The 23891-nt window shown below is 62.2% G+C and carries 18 protein-coding genes and 1 pseudogene; 10 read left to right on the forward strand and 9 right to left on the reverse strand.

Going from position 1 to position 23891, the window contains the following annotated elements; genetic code table 11:
• Positions 1–43 precede the first annotated feature (43 nt).
• The gene (locus NCT32_RS19130) at positions 44–2416 is read left to right on the forward strand and encodes a bifunctional diguanylate cyclase/phosphodiesterase (RefSeq protein WP_250477468.1); all 2373 of its coding nucleotides are present in this window, start codon (positions 44–46) and stop codon (positions 2414–2416) included.
• A gap of 5 nt (positions 2417–2421) precedes the next feature.
• On the opposite strand, the gene NCT32_RS19135 is transcribed toward NCT32_RS19130, so the two are convergent.
• From NCT32_RS19135 to NCT32_RS19155, 5 genes are all read right to left on the reverse strand, one after another.
• A complete protein-coding gene (locus NCT32_RS19135) occupies positions 2422–2931 on the reverse strand; it encodes a low affinity iron permease family protein (protein WP_250477469.1) in 510 nt (169 codons plus the stop codon).
• Positions 2932–3170: 239 nt separating this feature from the next.
• Positions 3171–3701, reverse strand: a complete 531-nt coding sequence (locus NCT32_RS19140) for a flavin reductase family protein (protein WP_061117973.1) — start codon at positions 3699–3701, stop codon at positions 3171–3173.
• Between the two features lie 89 nt (positions 3702–3790).
• The gene (locus NCT32_RS19145; protein WP_061117972.1) at positions 3791–4306 is read right to left on the reverse strand and encodes a GNAT family N-acetyltransferase; all 516 of its coding nucleotides are present in this window, start codon (positions 4304–4306) and stop codon (positions 3791–3793) included.
• A gap of 169 nt (positions 4307–4475) precedes the next feature.
• Positions 4476–4766 carry a DUF3253 domain-containing protein gene (locus NCT32_RS19150; protein WP_250477470.1) on the reverse strand — a complete coding sequence of 97 codons (291 nt, stop codon included), beginning with the start codon at positions 4764–4766 and terminating at the stop codon, positions 4476–4478.
• 30 nt (positions 4767–4796) lie between these two features.
• Positions 4797–5273: an NUDIX domain-containing protein gene (locus tag NCT32_RS19155; RefSeq protein ID WP_061117970.1), complete on the reverse strand. Its 477-nt coding sequence runs from the start codon at positions 5271–5273 to the stop codon at positions 4797–4799.
• 680 nt (positions 5274–5953) lie between these two features.
• Here NCT32_RS19155 and NCT32_RS19160 point away from each other — a divergent pair.
• The gene (locus NCT32_RS19160; protein ID WP_250477471.1) at positions 5954–6214 is read left to right on the forward strand and encodes a hypothetical protein; all 261 of its coding nucleotides are present in this window, start codon (positions 5954–5956) and stop codon (positions 6212–6214) included.
• Between the two features lie 134 nt (positions 6215–6348).
• Here the strand turns inward: NCT32_RS19160 and NCT32_RS19165 are convergent, their stop codons facing one another.
• A complete protein-coding gene (locus NCT32_RS19165; RefSeq protein WP_086960990.1) occupies positions 6349–6630 on the reverse strand; it encodes a hypothetical protein in 282 nt (93 codons plus the stop codon).
• A gap of 390 nt (positions 6631–7020) precedes the next feature.
• Here NCT32_RS19165 and NCT32_RS19170 point away from each other — a divergent pair, with 390 nt between their 5' ends.
• The 5 genes from NCT32_RS19170 to NCT32_RS19190 all read left to right on the forward strand — a co-directional run bounded on the left by NCT32_RS19170 (position 7021) and on the right by NCT32_RS19190 (position 15238).
• Complete coding sequence (locus NCT32_RS19170; RefSeq protein WP_061117968.1) at positions 7021–8685, forward strand: alpha-amylase family protein; 1665 nt, start codon at positions 7021–7023, stop codon at positions 8683–8685.
• Positions 8686–9106: 421 nt separating this feature from the next.
• Entirely contained in the window at positions 9107–10102 is a 996-nt protein-coding gene (locus tag NCT32_RS19175) for a UDP-glucuronic acid decarboxylase family protein (RefSeq protein WP_061117967.1), read from the forward strand.
• A gap of 2 nt (positions 10103–10104) precedes the next feature.
• The gene (gene galE / locus NCT32_RS19180; RefSeq protein WP_061118132.1) at positions 10105–11091 is read left to right on the forward strand and encodes a UDP-glucose 4-epimerase GalE; all 987 of its coding nucleotides are present in this window, start codon (positions 10105–10107) and stop codon (positions 11089–11091) included.
• Positions 11092–11168: 77 nt separating this feature from the next.
• Entirely contained in the window at positions 11169–12623 is a 1455-nt protein-coding gene (locus tag NCT32_RS19185) for a UDP-glucose/GDP-mannose dehydrogenase family protein (protein ID WP_086960988.1), read from the forward strand.
• Entirely contained in the window at positions 12620–15238 is a 2619-nt protein-coding gene (locus tag NCT32_RS19190) for a glycosyltransferase family 2 protein (RefSeq protein ID WP_250490479.1), read from the forward strand. The genes NCT32_RS19185 and NCT32_RS19190 overlap by 4 nt, the downstream gene beginning before the upstream one ends.
• A 285-nt stretch (positions 15239–15523) precedes the next feature.
• Here NCT32_RS19190 and NCT32_RS19195 read toward each other — a convergent pair whose 3' ends face one another.
• On the reverse strand, positions 15524–16066 hold the full coding sequence (locus tag NCT32_RS19195; protein ID WP_061117965.1) for a carbonic anhydrase: 543 nt from the start codon (positions 16064–16066) through the stop codon (positions 15524–15526).
• Between the two features lie 115 nt (positions 16067–16181).
• Positions 16182–17168 carry a nitrilase-related carbon-nitrogen hydrolase gene (locus NCT32_RS19200; RefSeq protein WP_061117964.1) on the reverse strand — a complete coding sequence of 329 codons (987 nt, stop codon included), beginning with the start codon at positions 17166–17168 and terminating at the stop codon, positions 16182–16184.
• 217 nt (positions 17169–17385) lie between these two features.
• Here NCT32_RS19200 and NCT32_RS19205 point away from each other — a divergent pair, with 217 nt between their 5' ends.
• From NCT32_RS19205 to NCT32_RS19215, 3 genes and pseudogenes are all read left to right on the forward strand, one after another.
• Positions 17386–18342, forward strand: coding sequence for a GlxA family transcriptional regulator (locus tag NCT32_RS19205; RefSeq protein ID WP_061117963.1), 957 nt, complete (start codon positions 17386–17388; stop codon positions 18340–18342).
• Between the two features lie 631 nt (positions 18343–18973).
• Positions 18974–21355, forward strand: coding sequence for a PAS domain S-box protein (locus NCT32_RS19210; RefSeq protein ID WP_250490480.1), 2382 nt, complete (start codon positions 18974–18976; stop codon positions 21353–21355).
• A 501-nt stretch (positions 21356–21856) separates the two neighbouring features.
• Positions 21857–22726, forward strand: a pseudogene (locus NCT32_RS19215) (manganese catalase family protein).
• 463 nt (positions 22727–23189) lie between these two features.
• Here NCT32_RS19215 and NCT32_RS19220 read toward each other — a convergent pair.
• Complete coding sequence (locus NCT32_RS19220) at positions 23190–23690, reverse strand: ferritin-like domain-containing protein (RefSeq protein ID WP_250490481.1); 501 nt, start codon at positions 23688–23690, stop codon at positions 23190–23192.
• Positions 23691–23891 lie beyond the last annotated feature (201 nt).

The following is a 23891-nucleotide window of genomic DNA, read 5'->3' on the forward strand; positions in this document are numbered from 1 at the left end:
CCCGATCGAACCGACGCACTATTACAGAGACCCCGTCCCACGAATGAACGACGCATTCCGCCCGATGCCGGATGAGAGCGGTGCGAGTGCCACGGACAGAGCCGCGGCGCCGAGCGCTGTCCCGCAGAATCAGCAATTCCTGTCTTTCGTCCTTGCGCGCCACGCCCGGGGCGTGTCGCCGCGCGTTCCCGGTCTCATGCTCATCGCGATGGCGGGCTGCGGCGTCGCGTCGATAATCTTTCAGATGCTCGGCGACCTGTCGCCTGGCGTGCGGCTGTTGCTTGCTGCGGGCGCCGGCGCCGGCGTCCTCGCGCTCGGCTGGCGATACCTGCGAGGTGAAGAGGCGCGTGCGGTCGCCGCGCACGCCCTCGCGAGCGCGCTGCTCGACGCCAATCGCGAGTGCATGAAGCTCCTCGATGTGAACGGCCACATGCTGCGCATTTCGGAGTTCGGCGCCGAGCTGATGCAGGCCCCGTCGCCCGAGGCGCTGGCGGGCGCAAACTGGCTCGGCTTCTGGTCCGGCGAAGACGCCAGCGCCGCCCGTGTTGCGTTCGACGGCGCATTGCGTGGCGCCCGGACCGCGTTCACAGGCGCGTGCGCGACGACGCAGGGACAGCCGAAATGGTGGCATTCGCGCCTCATCCCCATCATGGATGCGCGCAAGCACCGCGTGCTCGCGCTGCTCTGCGCCTCCACCGATGTCACGCTCGAACGGACGCTCAGCATCGACCTGCGCGCCAAGGAGCAGCTGATGTCGGAGATGGAAGCGCACGTCAGCATGGTGTTCTACTCCTATAGCGCGGACTTCACCTACTTTCATCATGTGAGTGCGGGCGCCCGGACCGTGTTCGGCATCGAGCCGGCGGTGCTTCACGCCCATCCCGCCGCCTGGCTCGATCTCGTCCTGCCGGAAGACCTTCCCGCGTTGCAGGCGGAGATGCACCGGATCGTCGCGGAGTCGGCTGAAGGCCGCATCCAGTACCGTATTCGACGCGCGAACGGGCAGGTTCGCTGGATACGCAGCACCGGCTTTCCCATGCGCAGCGAAACGGGTGCCGTGACGCATATCGTCGGCATCAGCGAGGACGTGACCGTCGAGCACGAGCATCTGGCCGAGCTCGACCGTCTCGCCTACTCCGACGCGCTCACGGGCCTCGCGAACCGCTGCGCGCTCGTGCGTCGCATCGAGGCGCTATGCGCTGCCGGGCTGCCGTTCGGGCTGATGTTCATCGACCTGGACCGCTTCAAGGTGCTCAACGATACCCTCGGCCACACCGCTGCAGACCGGCTGCTGCGGGAGGTCGGTCACACCATCAAGGCTGTGCTGCCGCCAGATGCCTATGTCGCCCGTCTGGGAGGCGACGAGTTCGCGGCGCTCGTCGCCGCCCCGGCCGACAAGGACGCTCTGTCGCGCGAGGTAGAGGCCGTGCTGCGGGGAATAGCCGAAAGCGGACAGGCGAGCCGCAGCGGCGCGTGTGTGACGGCATCGATCGGCGTTTCCGTGTTTCCGGACGACGGCGTGGATCACGAAGCGCTGCTGACGAGTGCCGACATCGCCATGTACGCCGCGAAAAAGGCCGGACGCAACGGCTTTTGCTTCGCCGCGAAAGACGCCATGAAGCGCATCGTCGAATTCGAACTCGAACGGGACCTGCCTGCGGCGCTCGCAGAAAACCAGTTCGTCCTTCACTATCAGCCGATTTACGACGCCCGCTCGCTCGGCGTTCATAGCGTCGAGGCGCTCATACGCTGGCGTCACCCGACGCGAGGCCTGATTCCTCCAGGCGCGTTCATCCCGATTCTGGAGGAGAGCGGCTTCATCGTTCCGGTCGGCGATTGGGTCATCGAACAGGCGCTGAGCCAGCTCGCCCGATGGCGGCAAAAGACGGCCACGCCGCTCGGTGTCTCGATCAACGTGTCTGCGCGGCAGTTCGGCGGCCGCCGCATCGTCGATGTCATCCACGACGCGTTGAGCCGTCATGACGTGTCGCCTTCCAGCCTGCACATCGAAATCACCGAAAGCGCGCTAATGGACGATCCCGCGCTCGCGCAGGAGACGCTCAGAGCGCTCAGGCGACTCGGCGTGGGCGTGGCGATCGACGATTTCGGCACCGGTTATTCGAGCCTGCGCTACCTTGCCGACTTCGCGCCCGACATGCTGAAGCTCGACCGGTCGTTTATCGGGCGCATGGCGACCGACGACTCCATCGAGATGATCGTGCGCGGGATGATCGACATATCGCACGGTCTGGGCGTGCGTGTCATCGCCGAGGGCGTCGAGCACGTCACGCAACTCGACGCGTTGCTCGAGGCGCGTTGCGACTTCGTGCAAGGCTATTTTCTGAGTCGGCCGCTCCCGGCAGAGGAGATCCTCGGCGTGAATGCGTTTCCGTCTGCCGTTCTCGAAAGCGAGTGACCGATTCAGGCTGTGCGCCTGCCCGCAGTCTTGTCTTGCGCCCTCGCGAGCCGCCGCGCGATTTCGGCGGCCGCCCCGTCGTCATCCGCGATGTTCAGAGGGCCTCCGTCGCCTTCCGATGCGAGTTTCAGATAGGCGGCGGCGAGCTTGCGCAACTCGTCCTCGGTCGCGTCTTCAATGCCGATCAACTGATTGCTCGCCAGGCGATGGGACGCCAGCAACTCGTTGAGCTTCAGATGAAGCGCGACGCTGTCCTTGTTTGCGCTCTGCTGAATGAGAAAGACCATCAGGAACGTGACGATCGTCGTGCCTGTATTGATGACCAATTGCCAGCCTTCGGAAAAGCGAAACATCGGTCCGGACACGAGCCATATCACGACCGAGATGACGGCGAGCCCGAATGCCACAGGCGAGCCCGCCCATCGCGTGACGGCACTCGCGAACGCGTCGAACGCCCGCGTGATCGGATTGGCTTTCGCGTAGCCCGGACTCGACGTCGTGGGCACGGTGTGCATCGGCTCTGCATCGGGCAGTGGGTTTTGTCGACTCATATTCGGGGCCGCAGAAGTAGTTCGAGCCAGAAATTTATCAACCGGACCTTTCGAAGGACATACGGGCGCCGTTTTTCTCGCTTCTGCCCGCGCCAATGCCGCTCACGGAGACCGGCTCATCGGGCGCTATATTAGGCCAACGCGCCAGCAGTTTCAGCGGGACATGCAACGCTCGCCATGAATCTTTCACCGGACTCGGCCTTTCAAGGCCGGCATCGAACCTGTTCCAGTCCGCGGAAATCCGTCGGGTACAGATCGGCACTCCCGTCCAGGTTTCCAGTCGCTGCGTAGAGCAACGGCTGCCCATCCGGATCGAGCACCGCGCCGTCGACGACCTGGCCCACCACCAGGCGATGATCGCCGGCCTCGATGTCGGTGACCGTCTGACAGTCGAAATAAGCAAGCGCGTCGGGCAATAGCGGCGCCCCCGTACGACCTGCACGCCACTGCACCGACGATAGTTTGTCGACCGCGCGGCCCGATTGCGTTCCGAAGTGCTCGGCCGATGCCTGCTGGTCCGCTCGCAGCACATTGATCGAGAAGACCCGCCCGCTCTTCAGAATCGCATAGGACGCGTGTTCCGGATTGATGCTGAGCGCGACGAGCAGCGGGCGATAGGAGACCATTGAGACCGAACTCGCAGTGAACGCATTTCGCAGATTGCCGTGCGCGACGCCGATTACATGGACGCCTGTGGTCAGGCGCCGGAAGAGGTCCGCCATGCCGTTGGCCATCACACCACCTTTGGTGTCGTTAGCCCTGCGATTCTGTTGATTCGATCATCGCGAAAGCTGTTCGCGCTTCATTCAAGGTTCGTTGCAATTCAGCGGGATGACAGTCCTGTTGCGGCGGGCGTGATAGCGGTATCGAAGTCGCCCAGTGCTTTTTCGAACCACACAGACCTGTCCGCCGAACGATTGCCGGGCTCGACCGACATGCGACGGTACCCACGAGCTTCGCAGGCCCGCGATGCACCCCGCTCGGCCGGCGTAACGCAGAGCCGCAGCACGTGATAGCCCAGCAAGCGTGCTTGTCCTTCGAGATGTGACAGCAAGGTCGCTTCGAGACCGCGATATTGCAGACGAACATATAAAAGCCTCACTTCGGCGACGTTGTAGCTTTGCCGTCGGATCGCTCCGCATCCCATCGCTTCGCCCATCGAGTTTCTCGCCAGCACGAAACGGGCGCGGATGCTCCGCAGGTCGCCATATGCAATGCTCTGCTGTGCGCTCTTCCCCGTCATCGCCGCGAGGTAGGCCGAGCGTTCATCGCATAACATGCGTGCGTCGAGCGAATCCGGCTCTTCGCTGCCGATATAGATGGTTTCGAAGTCGGTCATGCTTGCCTCTGCTTAAACGGAACCGGAAGGTAATGTCCGTTGTCTTGCCTAGCAATGTGCGTTCCGTCTGGTCGGGATTGCCATATCTGGCAGGAATGAGACGAATTAGACCGTGCGTGCCGAATATTTCCGTTGGACGGTTAATCGCCGCGTCGGGCGACGCGTAACGCTATTCCGATGCGGCGAATGTCGGTCCACGCCGCAAACGAATCGGACCACGAATAGTCAGTTCGGGGTTCAGCGTCGCCCGGCCTTGTGCGATGACGATTCTTCCGTCACAAGCCAGATGTGCAGCCACTTTCCGTACCGAGGGCATGAGTGCGCGCCATTCCTCTTCATCGCAAAGAAGCGTGCGCGCAACGTCCGATGGACAAATCGAGCTTGTTTCAGCGCGCCGGCCGAGCAGATCCAGCACGCAACGTTCGATGTCGAGATCCGTTATGGTCATTGCTGATTGCAAGCCTCACGCGTTTGCCGATCTTTCGAATTCTCATGCGAAGCAATATGCAGCGGCCGCCTCCGTCAGAGCGATGCCGCGTAGTTCCTCGGGCGATGCGAAATGCACATCGATGATCTCACGGTTATCGAGCCGTAGTTCGGGCATGGAATCGAGGTGCAGTTCGAAGAAATGCACGGTGTCTCTTCGTCCATCCCAGACACCGCAGGCGCTGCCCGCCGGAATCAGCGCGTGTGACGAGAAGCCGATCTCCTCGTCCAGTTCGCGCAATGCTGCCTCATAAGGCGTCTCACCAGCGCTCACACTGCCGCCGGGCAAATTCCATTCGGGCCTATACGATGACTTCACGAGCAAGAGCGTTCGTCCGACGTAGATCGCCACGAGCGCGCCTTCATGGTGAGGCCGTCGAAGGTGCCACCACACGCGAGCGAGCTGATATCCCGTGCGAAGCAGCATGCGCCATACAGAGTCGATAAGCGTGGCCGGTCGCGCTCGTTCAACGCTCGGCATCGGTGCTCTCCTTTTTCCTTTCAAATATCAGAAGGGGTGGCCAGAGTTCTGTGCGGCTTCGGCAAGACGCGCCCCGCGTATTGGTCGAAGTGATCGATATTGGCTGCGGTATCGCCGATCACACCGGAGCTGGGGTATTCGATTGTCGCACGTGCGCGAAGGTGCACCCGACGAAGACATGGAAGTTCGCCTGCAGCATCATCATGGTGCGTTGGCGCACGTCAAAAAAGCGCGTCGATGATTCGCCGGTTTCGATTCTCCTCGGGCTAGCCGGAGCATTTGGTCGAGAAGCGTTATGGGGAAGCGGTCAAGGCCGGTCCTGCCAAGCTTCTCGACGCTCGGACACGGAAGCCTGGCAACGCGAACCCGGGGCGCAGACAGAGGTTTTGCATCGGACCTTGGAGCCACGGGGCGGTGTTAGCCGACCTACAGACTGCTCTTGGACGCGCGGATCATCCGTGTCGGAAATACGCGTAAACCCCCATCAAGTCCCGTTGAGCGGATGCCGTTATCCCCAACAAGCTACAAGTGGTAACAGCACGCGGAGAAGCTAACGTTTGCGCAAGACTGGACTTTGAGGCCCGCCGTGAACGGCATGTCTGAACGTCACACTCCGCGACGTGTGATCGCAGAAGCAAGTCCGCATCGATGCGCGGGGTGCCCGGCAGAAGGAGATGAGTGTGAATCTTGAAAGCGACATTAAGCAGCTTGAACGGTCGATCAATACGTTGATTTGTCGACCGACGCTGATCCGCCGTGAATACTGGGCAGCCCAGACAGAAAAACTTCTCGTGCTTCCAGGACTATCGGCCCGCGATCGTCATCGCTTGACCGTCCTGCTTGATCTTCTTGGCACAACGACCCGCGAACAGGCGCCTCCGTCAGGCTCGCCAGCCACGATGCTCGGCCTTCCCAAGGGAAACGAATTGCAATGTGCCTAGCACGGATCGCATCCTCACCTTGACCTGCCCCGGGTTCTATTCCGAACTGCGGCTCGAGTCGCCTGTTCTACGCGACTCATAGTGGAGCAACGACCGCGAAGTCCCACCGGCTTGCGGACCGCTTCGGGCGTGCGTCACCCGCAGATGCTCCAGGCGCGAGGCGTACGCGTCGAGCGACCACGCATCCATTCGAAGGCACGACAGTCGTCGACGTGCCATCCTCCCCATCGCTCTTGCCCAGGCGTGACTTCCCGCTCATGCAGGAAGGTAATGCGCCTCATGAAATCTTTTCGATTGTCGTCGCGACGCAGCCGCGTCGAGAATGATTTCGCCCCCGCCGCCGGCGCCGATTCGCGGTCGCCGGACAACTCATCCGCATCGACATCGACGCACACCAGGTCATGCGCGACGTTCATCCGGACGTGGCTATCGTCGGCGACGCGCGCGAGGCGTTGAGCGCCCTGTCGACGCGACTGCATCATCGCGGGCGATTCGACGAGCCCGGTCCATGCGGGCAACTTCCTCTACGACGCGTTGCGCATCAACCGAAGGTCAAGCTCTTCAGCGACTGGATCGTGCGCGATCGGGATACCGTTTCGGCTGTCGGATAGTTCGAGATCGCGTCAGAACAAGAAGGCCGCGGACCATCGCGAGCCGTTATCCCGGCGCCGCCCATGCACACGTGAATGCCGAGGGTTGTATCGAGTTGCCGGGTCTGAACGATGGCCATTACACTCGGACATGCCCTGCCGCGCGAGTCGCCAGCGCGAGCCATCCGACCACGAACCGGACCTCCTGCAAAGCATATGGTCAACGACCTCTGGTACAAGAACGCGATCATCTACTGCTTGTCGGTCGGTACGTTCATGGACGCGAACGCGGATGGCGTCGGCGACTTCCAGGGCCTGCTGCGGCGGCTCGACTATCTGCAGGGGCTCGGCATCACCACCATCTGGCTGATGCCGTTCCAGCCATCGCCGGGTCGCGACAATGGCTATGACATCACCGACTACTACAACGTCGATCCGCGCTACGGCTCGCTTGGCGACTTCACAGAGTTCACACACGCATGCCGTCAACGCGGCCTGCGTGTAATGATCGATCTCGTCGTGAATCACACGTCGGACCAGCATCCGTGGTTCAGGGACGCACGGCGCGACCCGGAGTCGAAGTATCGCGACTGGTATGTCTGGTCGAAGAAGCGGCCGGCGCACGCGAAAGACGGCGTGGTCTTTCCCGGCGTGCAAAGGTCGACGTGGACCTATGACAAGGAAGCGGCCATGTGGTATTTCCATCGCTTCTACGAGTTCCAGCCCGATCTCAACACCGCCAACCCCTATGTGCAGGCGGAGTTGCTCAAGATCATGGGGTTCTGGATCCAGCTCGGCGTCTCGGGGTTTCGCATGGACGCCGTGCCATTCGTCATCGCCACGAAGGGAGCGCAGGTGAAGAGGCCCGTCGAACAGTACGACATGCTGCGTACGTTTCGCGAGTTTCTGCAATGGCGCCAAGGCGACGCGATCATTCTCGCGGAGGCGAACGTGCTGCCCGACACGGACATGCAGTACTTCGGCGACGCCGGCGAGCGGCTGCAAATGATGTTCAACTTCCAGGTGAATCAGAACACGTTCTATGCGCTCGCGACCGCGGATACCGGCCCTCTGAAGAATGCGCTCGAGTCGACGAAATCGCGCGCGGCAGCGGCTCAGTGGGGCGTGTTTCTGCGAAACCATGACGAGCTCGATCTCGGCCGGCTGTCACGTCAGGAGGGTGAAGCCGTTTTCGCTGCGTTCGGCCCCGATCCGGCCATGCAGCTCTACGAACGCGGCATTCGTCGGCGTCTCGCGCCCATGCTCGATGGCGACCGGCGCCGGCTAGAGCTCGCGTACAGCCTGATGTTGACGTTGCCGGGAACGCCCGTCGTGCGTTACGGCGATGAAATCGGCATGGGCGACGATCTGCGTCTTCCCGATCGCGAAAGCGTGCGCACGCCGATGCAATGGTCGAGCGAGCCGCACGCCGGCTTCACGAAGCATCCGCGCCCGGTCTGTCCGGTCATCTCGGACGGACCGTACGGGTATGAACGCGTGAATGTCGCGAGCCAACGTCGGGATCCGAACTCGCTGTTGAACTGGACCGAACGCATGCTTCGCATGCGCAAGGAAGTGCCTGAAATCAGTTGGGGCGATTTCGCGATTCTGCCGGCCTCGCGTGAAGATGTGCTCGCGCTGCGGTACGACTGGCGCAACAACTCAGTGGTCTGCTTGCACAACTTCAGCCCGGCCGCGTGCACGGTGAAGTTCCGGGTCGGCTCAGGAGCCGGCGAGAACGCCATGCTCGTCAACTTGCTCTCGGACGATCACAGCCAGGGCAATTCGAAAGGACATCACACCGTCGTGCTGGAACCGTACGGGTACCGATGGTACCGGGCTGGCGGTCTGGATTACCTCCTGAAGCGCAGTGAAGTGTGACGCGTGGCGTGGTCAACGCATGCGTCCGGACGGTAGCGCCCTGGGGACGCACGGCCTGCGTTATCGACGTGCTCGTGCGCCGGTTCCCTCATCGTCGTGCCGACGCCCATTCCGGGAAATCTCGTAGCGGATTGCCTTCGACAGAATCCAGTTGCAACTGATCCGGCTGCCAGGTCGGGGCAGCGCGTTTTAGATCGCATTTCCCGGGCGGAAACGCAAACGTTTGCCAAGAATTTTTTTCCGCCAAACGTTTTCGTCATTCAAACAGCGGCAATTTGTGCGTGGCACAACAGAGGCCCCACATTTGTACGTCGAATATTCGTCTGCGGCATGAGCAAACCGAAGACAGGGAAAGCGGTCGATGGTCATCGTTTAGATGGACCGAATACCTGAACAAGAAATCAAAAATCAAAAGACCACAATGACTAATACATTAATTAGTAAAACGAACGACCGGCCATTTGTAATGGTAACGGGGGGCGCGGGATTCCTGGGCAGTCACGTGTGCGACCGCCTCGTGCGGGAAGGAAAGCAGGTGGTCTGTGTCGATAATTTCATGACGGGCCGACGCGCCAATGTGGCGCACTTGCGAGCATCGCCCCACTTCACGTTGATCGAAGCCGATATCTCCGTGTCGTTGCCGCAGATCGACGTGTCGGAGATCTGGAACCTGGCCTGCCCCGCCTCGCCGCCGACCTATCAGGTCGATCCCGTCCACACGATGCTCACCAACGTGATGGGCATGAAGAACTGCCTCGATCTCGCCTACGATACCGGCGCACGCGTCTTTCAGGCATCGACGAGCGAAGTGTATGGCGACCCGGAAGTGCATCCGCAAGTGGAGTCGTATCGCGGGAAGGTGAATCCGGTCGGTCCGCGCGCATGCTATGACGAAGGCAAGCGCGCCGCCGAAACGCTGTGCTTCGACTATCGCCGCATGTACGGCACCGACGTGCGTGTCGCGCGCATCTTCAATACCTACGGTCCGCGCATGGACCCTCAGGACGGACGCGTCGTCTCGAACTTCGTCGTGCAGGCACTGCGCGGCGATCCGCTCGAGATCTATGGCGACGGTTCGCAAACGCGTTCGTTCTGTTTCGTCGACGACCTCGTCGAAGGATTCTTCCGCATCATGCGCGCACCCGAAGCGCCGCAAGGTCCGGTCAATCTCGGCAATCCCGGCGAATTCACGATGCGCGAACTGGCGGAGCTGGTGATCGGCATCACGGGCACTTCGTCGACGCTCACGAACAAACCGCTTCCTGTGGACGATCCGAAGCAACGCCGTCCCGATATCGGCATCGCGCAATCGCTGCTCGGCTGGAAGCCGCAGATTCCGCTGCGCGAAGGACTCTCGTCGACGATTGCCTACTTCAGCGCCGAGCTCTGGCTCACGCCGCTCGCGGAGGAATGCTGATCATGAAAGCACTCGTTACCGGCGGCGCCGGGTATATCGGCAGCCATACGTGCAAGATGCTGGCGCGTGCAGGTCATACGCCCATCGTTTTCGACAATCTCTCGACAGGTCACGCGGACGCGGTCAAGTGGGGCCCGCTGTGTATCGGCGATCTGCTCGATGCCGATGCGCTCGACGCCGCATTCGAGACGCATCACCCGGACATCGTGATTCACTTCGCCGCGCTCGCCTATGTGGGCGTGTCGATGCAGCACCCGGCGAGCTATTACCGCGTGAATGTCGGCGGCACGCAATCGCTGCTCGACGCGATGCGCCGTCACGATGTATCGCGCATCGTGCTGTCGTCGAGTTGCGCGACCTACGGCATTCCCGCCGTGTTGCCCATCACCGAGGACACGCCGCAACAACCGGTGAACCCGTATGGCTTCACGAAGCTCATCACGGAACGCATGGCCGCCGACTATGAACACGCATACGGCCTGCGCTGGATCGCACTGCGCTACTTCAACGCGGCGGGCGCCGATCCCGAAGGCGAGCTCGGCGAGCGTCACGATCCGGAAACGCACGCGATTCCGCTCGCGATCGGCGCCGCGCTCGGCACGGCTCCCGCCTTCAAGGTGATGGGCACCGACTACCCGACGCCCGATGGCTCCGCCGTGCGCGACTACGTGCACGTCAACGATCTCGCGGATGCCCATCTGCGCGCGATGGCTCACCTGCTCAAAGGCGGCGACAGCGGCGCATTCAACCTTGCGACGGGACGCGGCACATCGGTGCTCGAATTGCTCGACGCGGTGCACGCCGCAACCGGCAAGCCCGTGAACGCGATGCACGCGCCGCGCCGTGCGGGCGACCCGCCCGCGCTCTGGGCGCAGGCGGACAAAGCGCAGCGCGTGCTCGGATGGAAGCCGCAGTACACGGACATCGGACCGATGGTCGAAACAGCGGCGAAATGGTTCATCGAAACAGATAGCCCGGTCGCCGCCTGAACGCGCGACGCACAACGGGCAGAAGAAGACCAACACAGACCAGAAGCAATCGATCAATCGAACCGGGGAGCAACAAAATGAGCGTACGTATTGCAATCGTGGGGACCGGCTACGTCGGACTTGTGAGTGGCGCGTGCCTGGCCGAACTGGGACATGACGTGATCTGCATCGACAACGATCCGTCCAAGATCGATGCATTGAACAACGGCCGCATTCCGATCTACGAACCGGGCCTCGACGAACTCGTCGGCCGCAACGCCGAGCGCGGCAACCTTCGCTTCAGCCTCGACCTAGCGGCGAGCGTGAAGGGGCGCGAAGCGGTGTTCATCGCGGTCGGCACGCCCTCGCATCCGGGCACGGACCGCGCGGACCTGAGCTATGTGATGGCGGTGGCCGAGCAAGTCGCGCCGAACATCGACCAGTTCACGGTGCTCGTGACCAAGTCGACGGTGCCCGTCGGCACGAATCGCGAAGTGCAGCGCGTGGCCGAGCGCTGCCTCGCGCCGGGACAATCGTTCGCGGTCGCGTCCAACCCCGAGTTCCTGCGTGAAGGCTCGGCGATCGAGGACTTCATGCATCCGGATCGCGTCGTGTTCGGCACCGACAGCGAAGCCGCCGCCGCCATCATGCGCCGCATCTACGCGCCGCTCGCGCAGAACGGCTATGAAGTGCTCGCCACCGAAATCGAAACAGCCGAGGTCATCAAATACGCGGCCAACGCGTTCCTCGCCGTGAAGATCAGCTACATCAACGAGATCGCGGATCTGTGCGAGGTCGTCGGCGCGGACGTCGATCGCGTCGCGGCGGGCATCGGTCTGGACCGGCGTATCGGCGCGGCGTTTCTGAAGGCCGGTCCGGGCTGGGGCGGCTCGTGCTTCCCGAAGGACACGCGCGCGCTCAAGGCGACAGCGTCCGAACATATCGTGCCGATGCGCATCGTCGAGGCAGCGATCGAAGCGAACTCGCGCCGCAAGACGGTCATGTTCGACAAGATCGAAGCGGCGTGCGGCGGTTCGGTCGCGGGCAAGCGGCTCGCCGTGTTCGGCCTCACCTTCAAGGGCCAGACGGACGACATGCGCGAAAGCCCGAGCGTTGGCCTCATCCAGATGCTCGAAGAGCGCGGCGCGAAGGTTCGTGCGTACGATCCGTCCCGCCCGGTCGAAGCCGCGCGCATGCTGCCGAACATCGGCGTGGCGGCGACGCCGGTCGGCGCGGCGCGCAGCGCGGACGCGCTCGTGATCCTGACGGACTGGAAAGACTTCACCGAGTGCGATCTGGGCGAGCTGGCCGACTATATGGCCGACCCGGTGATGGTCGACCTGCGCAATCTGTTCGATGAAGACGCCGTGCGCGAGAGCGGCTTTCGTCAGTACGTGCGCATCGGGCGCAAGTCCGTGAGCAGGCGACGCGCGCCCGCCACCGAACGGCGCGCCCGGCGCACGCCTGCTCCGTTCGTCGTGCCGGCAAAACCTGCGCATCACGAAGCGCGCGGGGACGTTCTTGTCGCTGTCGAAGCAAGCGAGGCCGTATGAGCACGCCGGTCACCCGTCCCGAGCAACTGGAGGCGGAGCGTGGCCGCCCGGCGAGCGAGGCGGACACGCCGAATCTCGCCGCGCCCTACCTCGTGCCCTTGCTGTCCGGAAGGCAACGCATCTCTTTCACCGTGCTGGCGGCATGCTGGCTGCTGAGCCTCCTCGGGTTCTGGGCGTGGTGGCTGCAGCCGCAACACAACGTCGATGCATTTCGCTACCCGGTGAACTGCGCGGTGCTCTTCTGGACCACGGTCATCCCAGGCTACTTCGTGCTGGTGTTCTCGCGCGCCCGCGTGCCGAATCGCGCGCGGGCGGTTCCCGCAGGTCTTCGTGTGGCGATGGTGGTGACGAAGGCGCCGTCGGAACCCTTCGCGATCGTGCAGACGACGCTGCTCGCCATGCTTGCGCAGTCCTATCCGCACGACACCTGGCTCGCCGATGAAGATCCCTCCGACGAGACGATCGACTGGTGCGCGCGCCACGGCGTGCATCTCTCGACGCGCAAGGACGTGGCCGATTACCACAATGCGTCGTGGCCCCGGCGCACGCGCTGCAAGGAGGGCAATCTCGCCTACTTCTACGACCACTTCGGCTATGCGAACTATGATTTCGTCGCGCAGCTCGACGCGGACCACGTGCCGCAGCCGGGCTACCTCGAAGCGATGCTGCGTCCGTTCTCCGATCCGAACGTCGGTTATGTGTCGGCGCCGAGCATCTGCGACAGCAACGCGCCCGAAAGCTGGGCGGCGCGCGGCCGGCTGCACGCGGAAGCGGCGCTGCACGGCGCACTGCAGGCGGGGCATAACGGCGGGCTGGCGCCGCTTTGCATCGGCTCGCACTATGCCGTGCGCACGCGCGCGCTGCGGGATATCGGCGGTCTCGGCCCGGAACTCGCGGAGGACCACTCGACCACGCTGATGATGAACGCTCACGGCTGGAACGGCGTGCACGCACTCGACGCAATCGCGAGCGGCGACGGTCCCCGCACGTTCGCGGACATGGTCACGCAGGAGTTCCAGTGGTCGAAGAGCCTCGCGGTACTTCTGTTCCGCTATACGTCGAGGTACTTCGGCCGCCTGCCGCTGCGCTTGAAGGGGCAGTTTCTGTTCGCGCAGCTCTGGTATCCGCTCTTTTCGCTGACGATGGCGGCGAGTGTCGCGATGCCGGTCATCGCGCTCCTCACGCATCGCGTCTGGGCGGACGTGCCCTACACGGATTACCTGCTGCACGCGGTTCCGGTGACGGCGAGTATTCTGTTGCTGATGGCCTGGGTGAAAACCACGGGCTGTCTGCGCCCGCACAGCGCGAAGGTCGTGTCGTGGGAAGGGCTTGCGTTTCTATTCGCGCGCTGGCCCTGGTCGCTGCTCGGCGTCGTGTCGGCGGCGCTCGACTGCGTGCGAGGACGCGAGTTCGCGTTTCGCGTGACGCCGAAGACCGCGGCCGCCGATCCGGTCGCGCCCATGCGCGTCGTTGCGCCCTATCTCTGGCTCGTGCTGATCTGCGCGCTGCCGGTCCTGCTCGTCGATGATGCCGACAACGCTCGCGGCTTTTACGTGATGTCGATACTCAACGCCTTCGTGTACCTTGGCATCGCGATCGTGATCGTGGTGGCGCATGCGCGCGAAAGCGGGCATCGCAGATCGACGCTCGGACTGCTCTTCGCCGAAGGTCCGCTGGCGCGGCGCGGCCTGTTCATCACGGCAGCGCTCGTATTGCTCGCGGGCGGCTATCTGCGGCTCGGTCAGGGCGTCGAAGCGCTGATGTGGCGCAGCGAAGCGATCACGCCCGCGGTAGCCGCAAAGCCGCCGAAGATCGGCGCTTACGATCCGGACCACGCCTATGCACTCGCCGATACGCTCGACGTCGAGCATATCTTCGTGTCCTGGTCCGACCCCGGCGCGCCCGCTGCGATCCGCGAAGCCGGCAACTACGCGAGCCTGCGCAAGCGCAGCCTGATGGTGACGGTCGAACCGTGGACGGCCCCATCGCGCAATTCGCATACGCTTCTGCGCGACGTGACGCTCGGCGCCTACGACGCGGAGATCGACGGCGTGTGCAGCGCGCTGCGCTCGCTCGAATCGCACGTGCAGGTGCGCTGGGCACAGGAAATGGAAACCGCGACCGGCCGCTATCCGTGGGCCGCGAACGATCCAGCGGGTTATATCGCCGCTTACCGGCATTTCGTCGACCGCTGCCGCGCTGGCTCGAAGCTCCTGAGTTTCGTCTGGTCGCCGCGCGGCGATACGTCGTTGCCCGCGTATTTTCCGGGACGCGGCTATGCCGACGAAGTGGGCCTGTCGGTCTTCGATTGCCCGACGTGCGCGCTGGGTGCGAAGGAAGGCGCACCATCGGCGCGGGCGATCCTGCAAGAGAAGTACGCGCGCGTTCAGAAGTACGGCTTGCCGGTGATCGTCGCGGAACTGGGCGTGGAAGGCACGCCCGAGCGCCAGCATGCGGTACTGACGGCCTTGCGCGACGTGCTGCCGCACATGCCGGCGCTCACGGCCATCGTCTACTTCAACTCGCCGGATTCGCCGGGTGCATGGCCGCTCTTGCACACGCCGGACTGGCGACTGGAACCGACGATGCTCGGCTTGCTCGAGCCGGCGAATTAACGCGTCGTCGGAAAGAGGTGGTGCGAAGCTCGCGGATCATGCGGGCTTCGCAAGGCCCGCTGCCGCCATGCGGACTTGTAGGCAGCGTCCCGAGCGCAACAAGCATGACGCGACCTTGCGTTTCCGCAGTCTTGATGAGCGACGTCTGAGCCAGCTGAAATTCATTCGCGCTTGCGCCGCTGTCCAAACGTTTTTCGAAGCGGACCGCGGCTCTCCGTCATGTGCGACAGCGGCAGTCATTCAGGAAAGACCCGACACGCTGCCGGTCCTTTCCGCCAGCCGGTCTCAGCCTGCAGCTTCCCGTAAAGGCGCGGGAGGAACGACGGTCTCGACGAGGCCCGTTCTGACGTCGTAAACCAGTCCCGACACGATCAGGTCATCGGGAAGGTTGTTGTTCGCCCGGAGTGCTGCGACGTCGAGCGCCACTGCCTCGTATGGTTCGGTGATGGCGAGTTCATCAAGCGTGTCCGTGTCGACACCAAGATGCCTCGCGAGCAACGCGGGTGCATGCTTGTGGCAGCCGATGATCCCGCAATCCGTGTGCTGAAGCAGGACGAGATTGCGCGCACCATCGGGGCGTCCTGCTGCTTTCGCTACGACGCTCAGCACCGCCAGCGTTTCCAGCAACGGCTTGTTGATCCGGCCACCGACGTTGCGAATGACGGCCGCCTCACCCTGCTTCAGGCCGAGCACGCTAGCGGGATCGACGCGAGGATCGACGCAGCCGACGACGACCGTCCCCGTCGACGGCATCATCTTCAGTTCAGGGGCGAACGCGGTGTTTGCGAAGTCGGCATTGCGTTCCAGCATGACATCGTTGAAGTCCATTTTGCTTGCTCGTTCGGAATCGGCTCGAAGCAGCCTGGTTGAATTTCATGCGTTTGTCGCATCGCACTCGCGCGATGCGCACTCGACGACGGTATCGCTGATTACACACGCAGGCTCAGGCGAGCTCTTCGAGATCGCTCGCGGGCTCTTCAACCGGTGCGCGCACCGACCGCTCGATGACGTGCAGCTTCGGCGTGCGGTCGATCACAAGCCCGAGCACATCGGGACGGCTGTAATGACCACGCGAGTCCATCATGCGTTTGCGCTTGTCGATCTGCCAGAAATCCAGATCGGCGATGATCTCGCCCTCCCCTTCACGCAGCGGCGCGCCACCCATGTACTCGCCTTCCGGCGACACGATCGCGGTGAAACAGCCGCTGGAAATCGGGCCGAGCTGGGTTGTGTTGGTATCCCGCAGAATCTGCTGTTGCTGCTCGGGAGTCAGCCAGGCGGTCGCATTGACCACGAAGGCGCCCGCCTCCAGCGCGTGCTGGCGGATGTTCACGGAGATCTGCTCGGAGAAAAGATCACCGGCGAACGAACCCGGGTACATGGCCGAATGGATTTCTTCACCATCTGCCATCAGCGCGTACCGTGCGAGCGGGTTGTAGTGCTCCCAGCAGGCCAGTTGCCCGACCCGTCCCACGGCAGTATCGACCGCGCGCAAGCCGGAACCATCGCCCATTCCCCAGACCATTCGCTCGTGGTAAGTCGGCGAGAGCTTCCGGCGCCGCTGCACGAGCGTGCCATCGGCATCGAATAGCAGTTGCGTGTTGTAGATCGTCCCGCCGTCGCGTTCATTGACGCCGATCGACACCACCATTCCGGCCTGTCGTGCCGCTTCGCCGATTGCCCGAGTCGTGTCCGACGGTACTGTCACCGCCTGCTCGAGCAGTTTGTAGTGCTCGGCGCCCATCGCGAACGGCGATTCGATGAACGAGAAGTACGGATAGTAGGGAACGACGGTCTCGGGGAACGTCGCGAACTGGACGCCTTGCTTGCCGAGCGCCAGAATCTTTCTGACGACTTTATCGACAGTGCCTTCCCGGCTATAGAGAACAGGCGCGATCTGAACGGCTGCGGCCCGGATGATTTTCGACATGATGGTGTTCCTTTCGTTGCTGCGAAGCGGTGAGAGAAGTGCTTGTACCTTAACGTCGCGAGCCATTACGATCCATGTCGTTGTTGCCACCATTCATGACACTCCTCGCTCGAGCGCGGACTGCGCGCTGTCTCGGATCAAGAGGCTTCATTCCGGGACTGCAGCCCGGGCAGCGCACATTCACATCACGTTCCCTTTGCGAACGGCAGGATCAGATATGCACCGGATTGGCTTCATAGTGCCGAGAAGATTTCAGATGATGAGCCTCGCCGCCCTGACGGTGTTCGAGATTGCGAACCTGCCCGATGGACGCAAGAGCTACGACGTTCATGTGTTGTCTGAACACGGTGGTCCCGTCGAGTCTTCGGGCGGCATGAAGCTGGAGACCGAGGCATTTGGCGATCCCGCATTCGACACGGTCATCGTAGGCTCGATCACGGAAATGAAGATCCCGTCGCCCGACGCTGCCGTGGTGGCTTTCGTGAAAGAGGCAGCCAGGGTATCGAGACGGATTACGTCGATATGCAGCGGTGCATTCGTTCTGGCCGAGGCCGGGCTGCTGGAGGGAAGGCGCGCGACCATGCATTGGGCGCATGCGTCGGAATTCAGGGCGCGCTTCCCGAACGTCATCACGGAGGAAGACCGGATCTTCGTCAACGACGGCCCAATCTGGACTTCGGCCGGAATGACGGCCGGTATCGACCTTGCGCTGGCACTGCTCGACAACGACCTGGGCGCCGACGCCGCGAAAATGGTCGCGCGGCTCCTCGTCATGAATCAGCGTCGTCTCGGTGGGCAGATGCAACACTCCGCGCTGCTCGATATGACGCCCAAGTCCGACCGGATCGAATCGGTCCTCACGCACATTCGCCGCAACCTTCGCAATCCGCTCACCATCGAGGAGCTTGCTGAAGTGGCGAACCTCAGTCCTCGTCAGTTCAGCCGTGCCTTTCTGGCCGAAACCGGCCAGTCGCCCGCCAAGGCTGTGGAACAGCTTCGCCTGGAAGCAGCCAGATTCATGATTGAGCAAGGCCGCCACACGATCAACGTGGTGGCCCAGGAAACGGGTTTCGCGGACCGGGAACGTATGCGCCGCGCGTTCCTCCGAACATTCGGCGTGCCCGCCGATGTCCTGCGCAGAAGCGCCCGGCGGGAACCGGCCAGAGGCAACTGAGGCCGCTCTGTGGAACGGGCACGGGCAAAGCACGGCGTCTAAGTGATAGCGCCCATGCGAGGCAGAAGCGCTGATCCGCGCCATTGATGGAAAAACGACGAGGTTGGCGCGAGTGCGCTCGTGATAGGCGCGAAGCGAATCTAATGAGATGGTCACAACAAGCGCTCGTACGGAAGTCCGCCGATGGCAACATCGCTGTGGAACGTGGATTGCTACAGGTTTTATCCTGCGTGTTGGGGTTAGTCCACCCGTTGCAGGCGTTCCGCATGCCCCAACTTCCTAACCACCGCCCGAGGGTGGTCTTTTTTCCGGCGAGAAAGGCATTTCGTCCATCCTTGGCTTGCGCGAAGAGGAACTATGCCCGTAGACCTCTTACCGCCACACCATCAGGGGAGGATCTACGAAGATCTGTCGATGTCGTTCGGTGGATGAGGTGGTTCGAGGGTCCCGGAAGACTCTGCTTCCATTGGTGTCGAATTTCCCTTTTTTCAAAACATGCAGCGAGCACCTCTCCTCCTGGTATGCGGAGCGCGCGTGCTGGATCAGGTAAATTCAGACGACGCAAACGGCCGCGGACTCGAGCGTCCGAGTGTCGGCGCACACGAAGCAACAAAGCAAGGCAGTGACACACATGGAAAGTAGTGAAGAGCGCGTCGAACTATCGGAGTGGGTGCAACTTTGGACGCAGTCCACAATCGACCTTGCCCTGTTTGCGTTGACCCCGCAGGGGTTCGTCGCCTCGTGGAATCCTGGCGCCGCATCGATCTACGGCTACGACGCATCTGAGATCGTCGGGCGGCACTACTCCGTCCTGTTCGCCTCCGATGCGCGCTCGGCCGAGACTTACGAAGCCGAACTACGCGACGCCCGCGAGCACGGCAGCCACACGACCGAAGGGTGGCGAAGGCGAAAGGACGGTTCGGTGTTCTGGGCAAGCGTGGTCACCACTGCCCTCATAAAGCCGGATGGGCATGTTCGCGGGTTCGTGAAGGTCGTCCGCGACGAGAGCGAGAAACGTCGCGCCCATGACGCCGTCATCGAGAGCGAGCGGCGCTTCAGGCTGCTCGTGCAGGGTGTGACCGATTATGCGATTTTCATGCTCTCGCCCGACGGACACGTGACTAACTGGAATCAGGGCGCGCAACGTATCAAGGAGTATGCGACGGAAGAGATCGTTGGGTCGCACTTTTCCCGCTTCTACACATCTGAAGACATCGAGGCTGGCGTGCCCCACCGGGCGCTCACCACGGCCGCCAGAGAAGGGCGTTTCGAAGCCGAGGGATGGCGTGTCCGCCGCGACGGTACCCGTTTTCGGGCACACGTGGTCATAGACGCGATACGGGATGAGTCGGGCACCTTGATCGGCTTTGCAAAGATCACGCGTGACGTCACCGAGAAATACGAGGCCCAACAAACGCTCGAGCAGACTCAGGCGGCGCTTTTCCAGGCGCAGAAGATGGAAGCAATCGGCAAGCTCACCGGGGGCGTGGCCCACGACTTCAACAACGTATTGCAAGTGCTGCGCGGCAATCTCGACCTGCTACTGAGCCGCGCCTCGTGTGACGAATGGTCAATCGCGCGTTTCGCCAACGCGCTCGATGCGGTCGAGCGCGGTGCCAAGCTCGCCTCGCAGCTGTTGGCCTTTGGCCGCCGTCAGGCGCTTCGGCCGGTCTCGGTGAATCTCGCCACCATGATCCGCGGCATGGACGATTTGCTGCGCCGCGCGATCGGGGAAACCATCGAGGTGGAAACGGTCGTGGCCGGTGGCCTGTGGAACGCAATGGTGGACTGGCATCAACTGGAAAACGTCGTCCTGAACCTGGCGATCAATGCCCGTGACGCGATGCCGGACGGCGGGAAATTGACGCTCGAGCTTGCCAATGCCATGCTCGACGATCGATATGTTCGCTCGCTTTCCGATGTGCCAGCCGGTCACTACGTGATGTTGGCCGTCACCGATACTGGCAATGGGATGACGCAGGAAATCCTTGAACGCGCCTTCGATCCGTTCTTTACGACAAAGCCTGAAGGAGAAGGCAGCGGGCTGGGCTTGAGTATGGCCTATGGATTCGTCAAGCAGAGCGGCGGCCATATCCGCATTTACAGCGAACCGGGACACGGCACGACAATCCGCATCTATCTCCCCAGGTCGACGGCGCAGGCTTACGAGCCGGTGCGCCGTACGACCGGCCCGACACCCGGTGGAAACGAGATCGTCCTCGTCGTGGAAGACGACCACAAGGTTCAGGCGACGGTCATCGAGATGCTGAAGGAACTCGGTTATGGTGTGCTGAAAGCGGACAACGCAGAGCAGGCCCTCGCTGTCGTGAGCAGTGGCATGCATGTCGATCTTCTTTTCACTGATGTGGTTATGCCAGGAACGCTCAAGAGCCCCGAGATGGCTCGGCAGGCAAGGCGGCTACAGCCTGACTTACGCGTGCTCTTCACATCGGGCTACACGCAAAACGCCATCGTCCACGCGGGGCGTCTCGATGAAGGCGTAGAGCTTCTGAGCAAGCCCTATAGTCGCGAAGACTTGGCGTTCAAGATTCGACACGTGCTCGGTTCTCCCGGTGAGACGCTCGCGAAGGACAATGCCAGGGCGAGCGAACTGCAGGCCGCACAAACGCCGGCTCAGAACATCCTGGTGGTCGAGGACGACCCTTTGGCCTGCGAAGCCGTGTGCGAGCTGATCGAACTGCTGGGCCATCGGGTGTCTGCCACGGCGCACGCTTCGGGAGCGCTGACAGCGCTGGACCAGCGCCGGTTCGATGTGCTGCTCACCGATATCAACTTGCCCGACATGTCGGGCCTGGAGTTAGCGAAGCAAGCGAAAGCGATGTGTCCAGGCCTTGGAGTGATCTTTGCCTCAGGGAGCACCATCCCGCCGCAAATGCAACCCAGCTTCGCATGGTCCGAGCTTCCGAAGCCTTTCACTCTTGGTCAATTGGAGGCCGCGATACGAGCCGCGATCGCACCGCATCCGACATCTGTGCCAAAAGGCTCTATCTAGGTCCGACGGTAACAGATCCGGCCGGTCGTTCGAACATCTCTGTTCCGTGTTTGGCACTGTCAGAGAGCGGCTCAAGTGGATCGACACACCTCGTTCGTCGAAGCAGTAATTCGCAACGACGGCCAATCGAACATCTTGTTTCGATCCACAAGACACAGACCTGAATCGACCGGTTTAAGCGGTTAACGAGCGCAGATCAGCGGGTCACTTATCGACGTTCCGCGATTACCGTCGAGGGGACGGTCAGTCAAGAGGATGGCATAAGGATTGCGCGACTACGGTGGGCCGTGAATGCGTTTCGAAGCGCGAAGCGGCCCCGTTCGTCACGCGGCAGGTGCCGCAACACGCCCAGTGCACATTCGATGCGCTGAGACTTTGAGGCGAAGGACAACAGTGACGCTTAGTCGCTCCGCTCGGTCGCTCCAAGGTGACTTCTCATAATCATTGTGTACGCGGTGCCGGGACGGGCTGCGTATGTGCCCACTGAAAGGAGCCGTTGATATGTTCGTCCATAACAAACGCTTGCAATACACCGTCCGCGTTGCGACGCCGAACCCCGGTCTGGCTAATCTACTACTGGAGCAATTCGGCGGGCCGCAAGGCGAACTAGCCGCTGCGTGCCGCTACTTCACCTAGGCGGTCGGTGAAGACGATCCTGGCCGGAAGGATCTGTTGTTCGACATTGCTACTGAGGAACTCAGCCACCTCGAAGTCATCGGTTCGATTGTGGCAATGCTCAACAAAGGGGCGAAAGGTCAACTGGCCGAGGGCGTCGAGCAGGAGGCGGAGCTTTACAGGTCGCTCACCGGCGCCGGCAATGACTCGCATATCACCTCGATTCTGTACGGCGGCGGCCCGTCGCTGACCAACTCGGCAGGCGTACCTTGGACTGCAGCGTACATCGACACGATCGGTGAGCCCACTGCCGACTTGCGTTCGAATATCGCCGCCGAAGCCCGCGCGAAGATCATCTATGAACGGCTTATCAACGTCACTGAAGACCCTGGCATCAAGGACGCACTGGGCTTTCTGATGACGCGTGAGATCGCGCACCAGAAGTCGTTCGAAAAAGCGCTGCATTCCATTCAGCCGAACTTCCCGCAAGGCAAGTTGCCAGGTAACCCGGAATTCACAAGCGTGTACTTCAACATGTCCAAAGGGGGCGACGCTCGCGGTCCGTGGAACGAAGGCGGCGACTGGGAATTTGTGGAGGACCCACAGCCGGCTGTCGACGGTGGCGACGGAACGGCAACCGTTACGGTGTCTGAAGAAGACGTGCAGGTGCTTCAGTCGATGGCCTCGCGCACCGCATCCGATCCAACCACCGACCCGACCACCGGCGCGGACCTTGGCTCGGGTAAAGCTGTCTGAGTGCAGCAGAGAGCGTCTGACGCATGGACCGCGCTTGGGCGCGGTCTGACCCATAATCGACTTTATATGCCCACTGTTACATCAGAACGGACTTGCCAGTTCATCGGGAGCCGATTGATTAGATCGCAACGGCAGTAGTACCTTCGGCGCTCAGTTGGGGCCGCGTCGAACGACAGCGCAGACCTCGCCCTGTTGCACCCTCGGGCGGCGATGGCCGCGTTCGGTGCCGTTTGTCGTGCGTCGTCACAGTCTGCCGTCGAATCGCTGTGCACGAGGGACACGGAACGGCGTCAGGAGCACCGATGCGCGCATCATCTTGCCGCGTTTCGCCACCCTCAGCTACAACGTCGTCCGCGCTCTCCGGCAATTTCATTCCGCGGCGGGCGCAGCTATCGGGCGCGCCGCGGCCCATAGCTGCGCCGCGGCAGGTGTCGTTAATTCACGCTTCGCTTTCCAGCTTGCTTCACGGCCGGCGTTCCAGCCTCTTCTTCGGACACTTGTTGCTCGGCCACAACGTCAGTTTTTCGTCCGTTGCCTTTTCTTCTTTTAGCGTTTCAAGCAGCAGATTCATCGCGTCGGTGTAGCCTAGCTTTTTTGCGAGCGCCGCTAACGTCCCATAGGTCGCGATTTCGTAGTGCTCGACTTTCTGCGCAGCTGCAATCAAGGCCGCGTCGAGAATGGGCCCCTGCTCGATTTCTTCAATCTGCTCCTGCCCCTCCTCAACGAGCCCCTCCATTGCAACGCACTTTACGCGCTTGAGCTTGATGTCCGTGTTTTCGACCACCTGGTCAATTCGCTCGATCTGCCCCTGTGTTTCTTCAAGATGGGTCTTGAAGGCGGCGGCAAGCTCAGGATTGGTCGCAGCTCGGGCGAGCTTGGGAAGCGCCTTAGTCAGCTGTTTCTCGGCACTATAGACGTCCGACAGCGCATGCACGAACAAGTCGTTTAAGGTTTTTGCAGCCATGAATTTCTCCGGTTGGTTTGTAGCGGCCCGCTTTTCAGCGGACGCACCCATGCATCAAAGGACCCTTTATTCCTCTCGCCGAAAGCACCGGACTACGTCTCCCGCGCCTAGACATGGTCCGGTGTAACCGCGGTATTGGAAGCAGTGCTTGTTCAGCAATGGATATGCCGCGTCCCAGAGCGCGCGATAGCGTAAGTCGGG

It is taken from the genome of Caballeronia sp. INML2 (genome assembly GCF_023631365.1).
Classification (GTDB): domain Bacteria; phylum Pseudomonadota; class Gammaproteobacteria; order Burkholderiales; family Burkholderiaceae; genus Caballeronia; species Caballeronia turbans.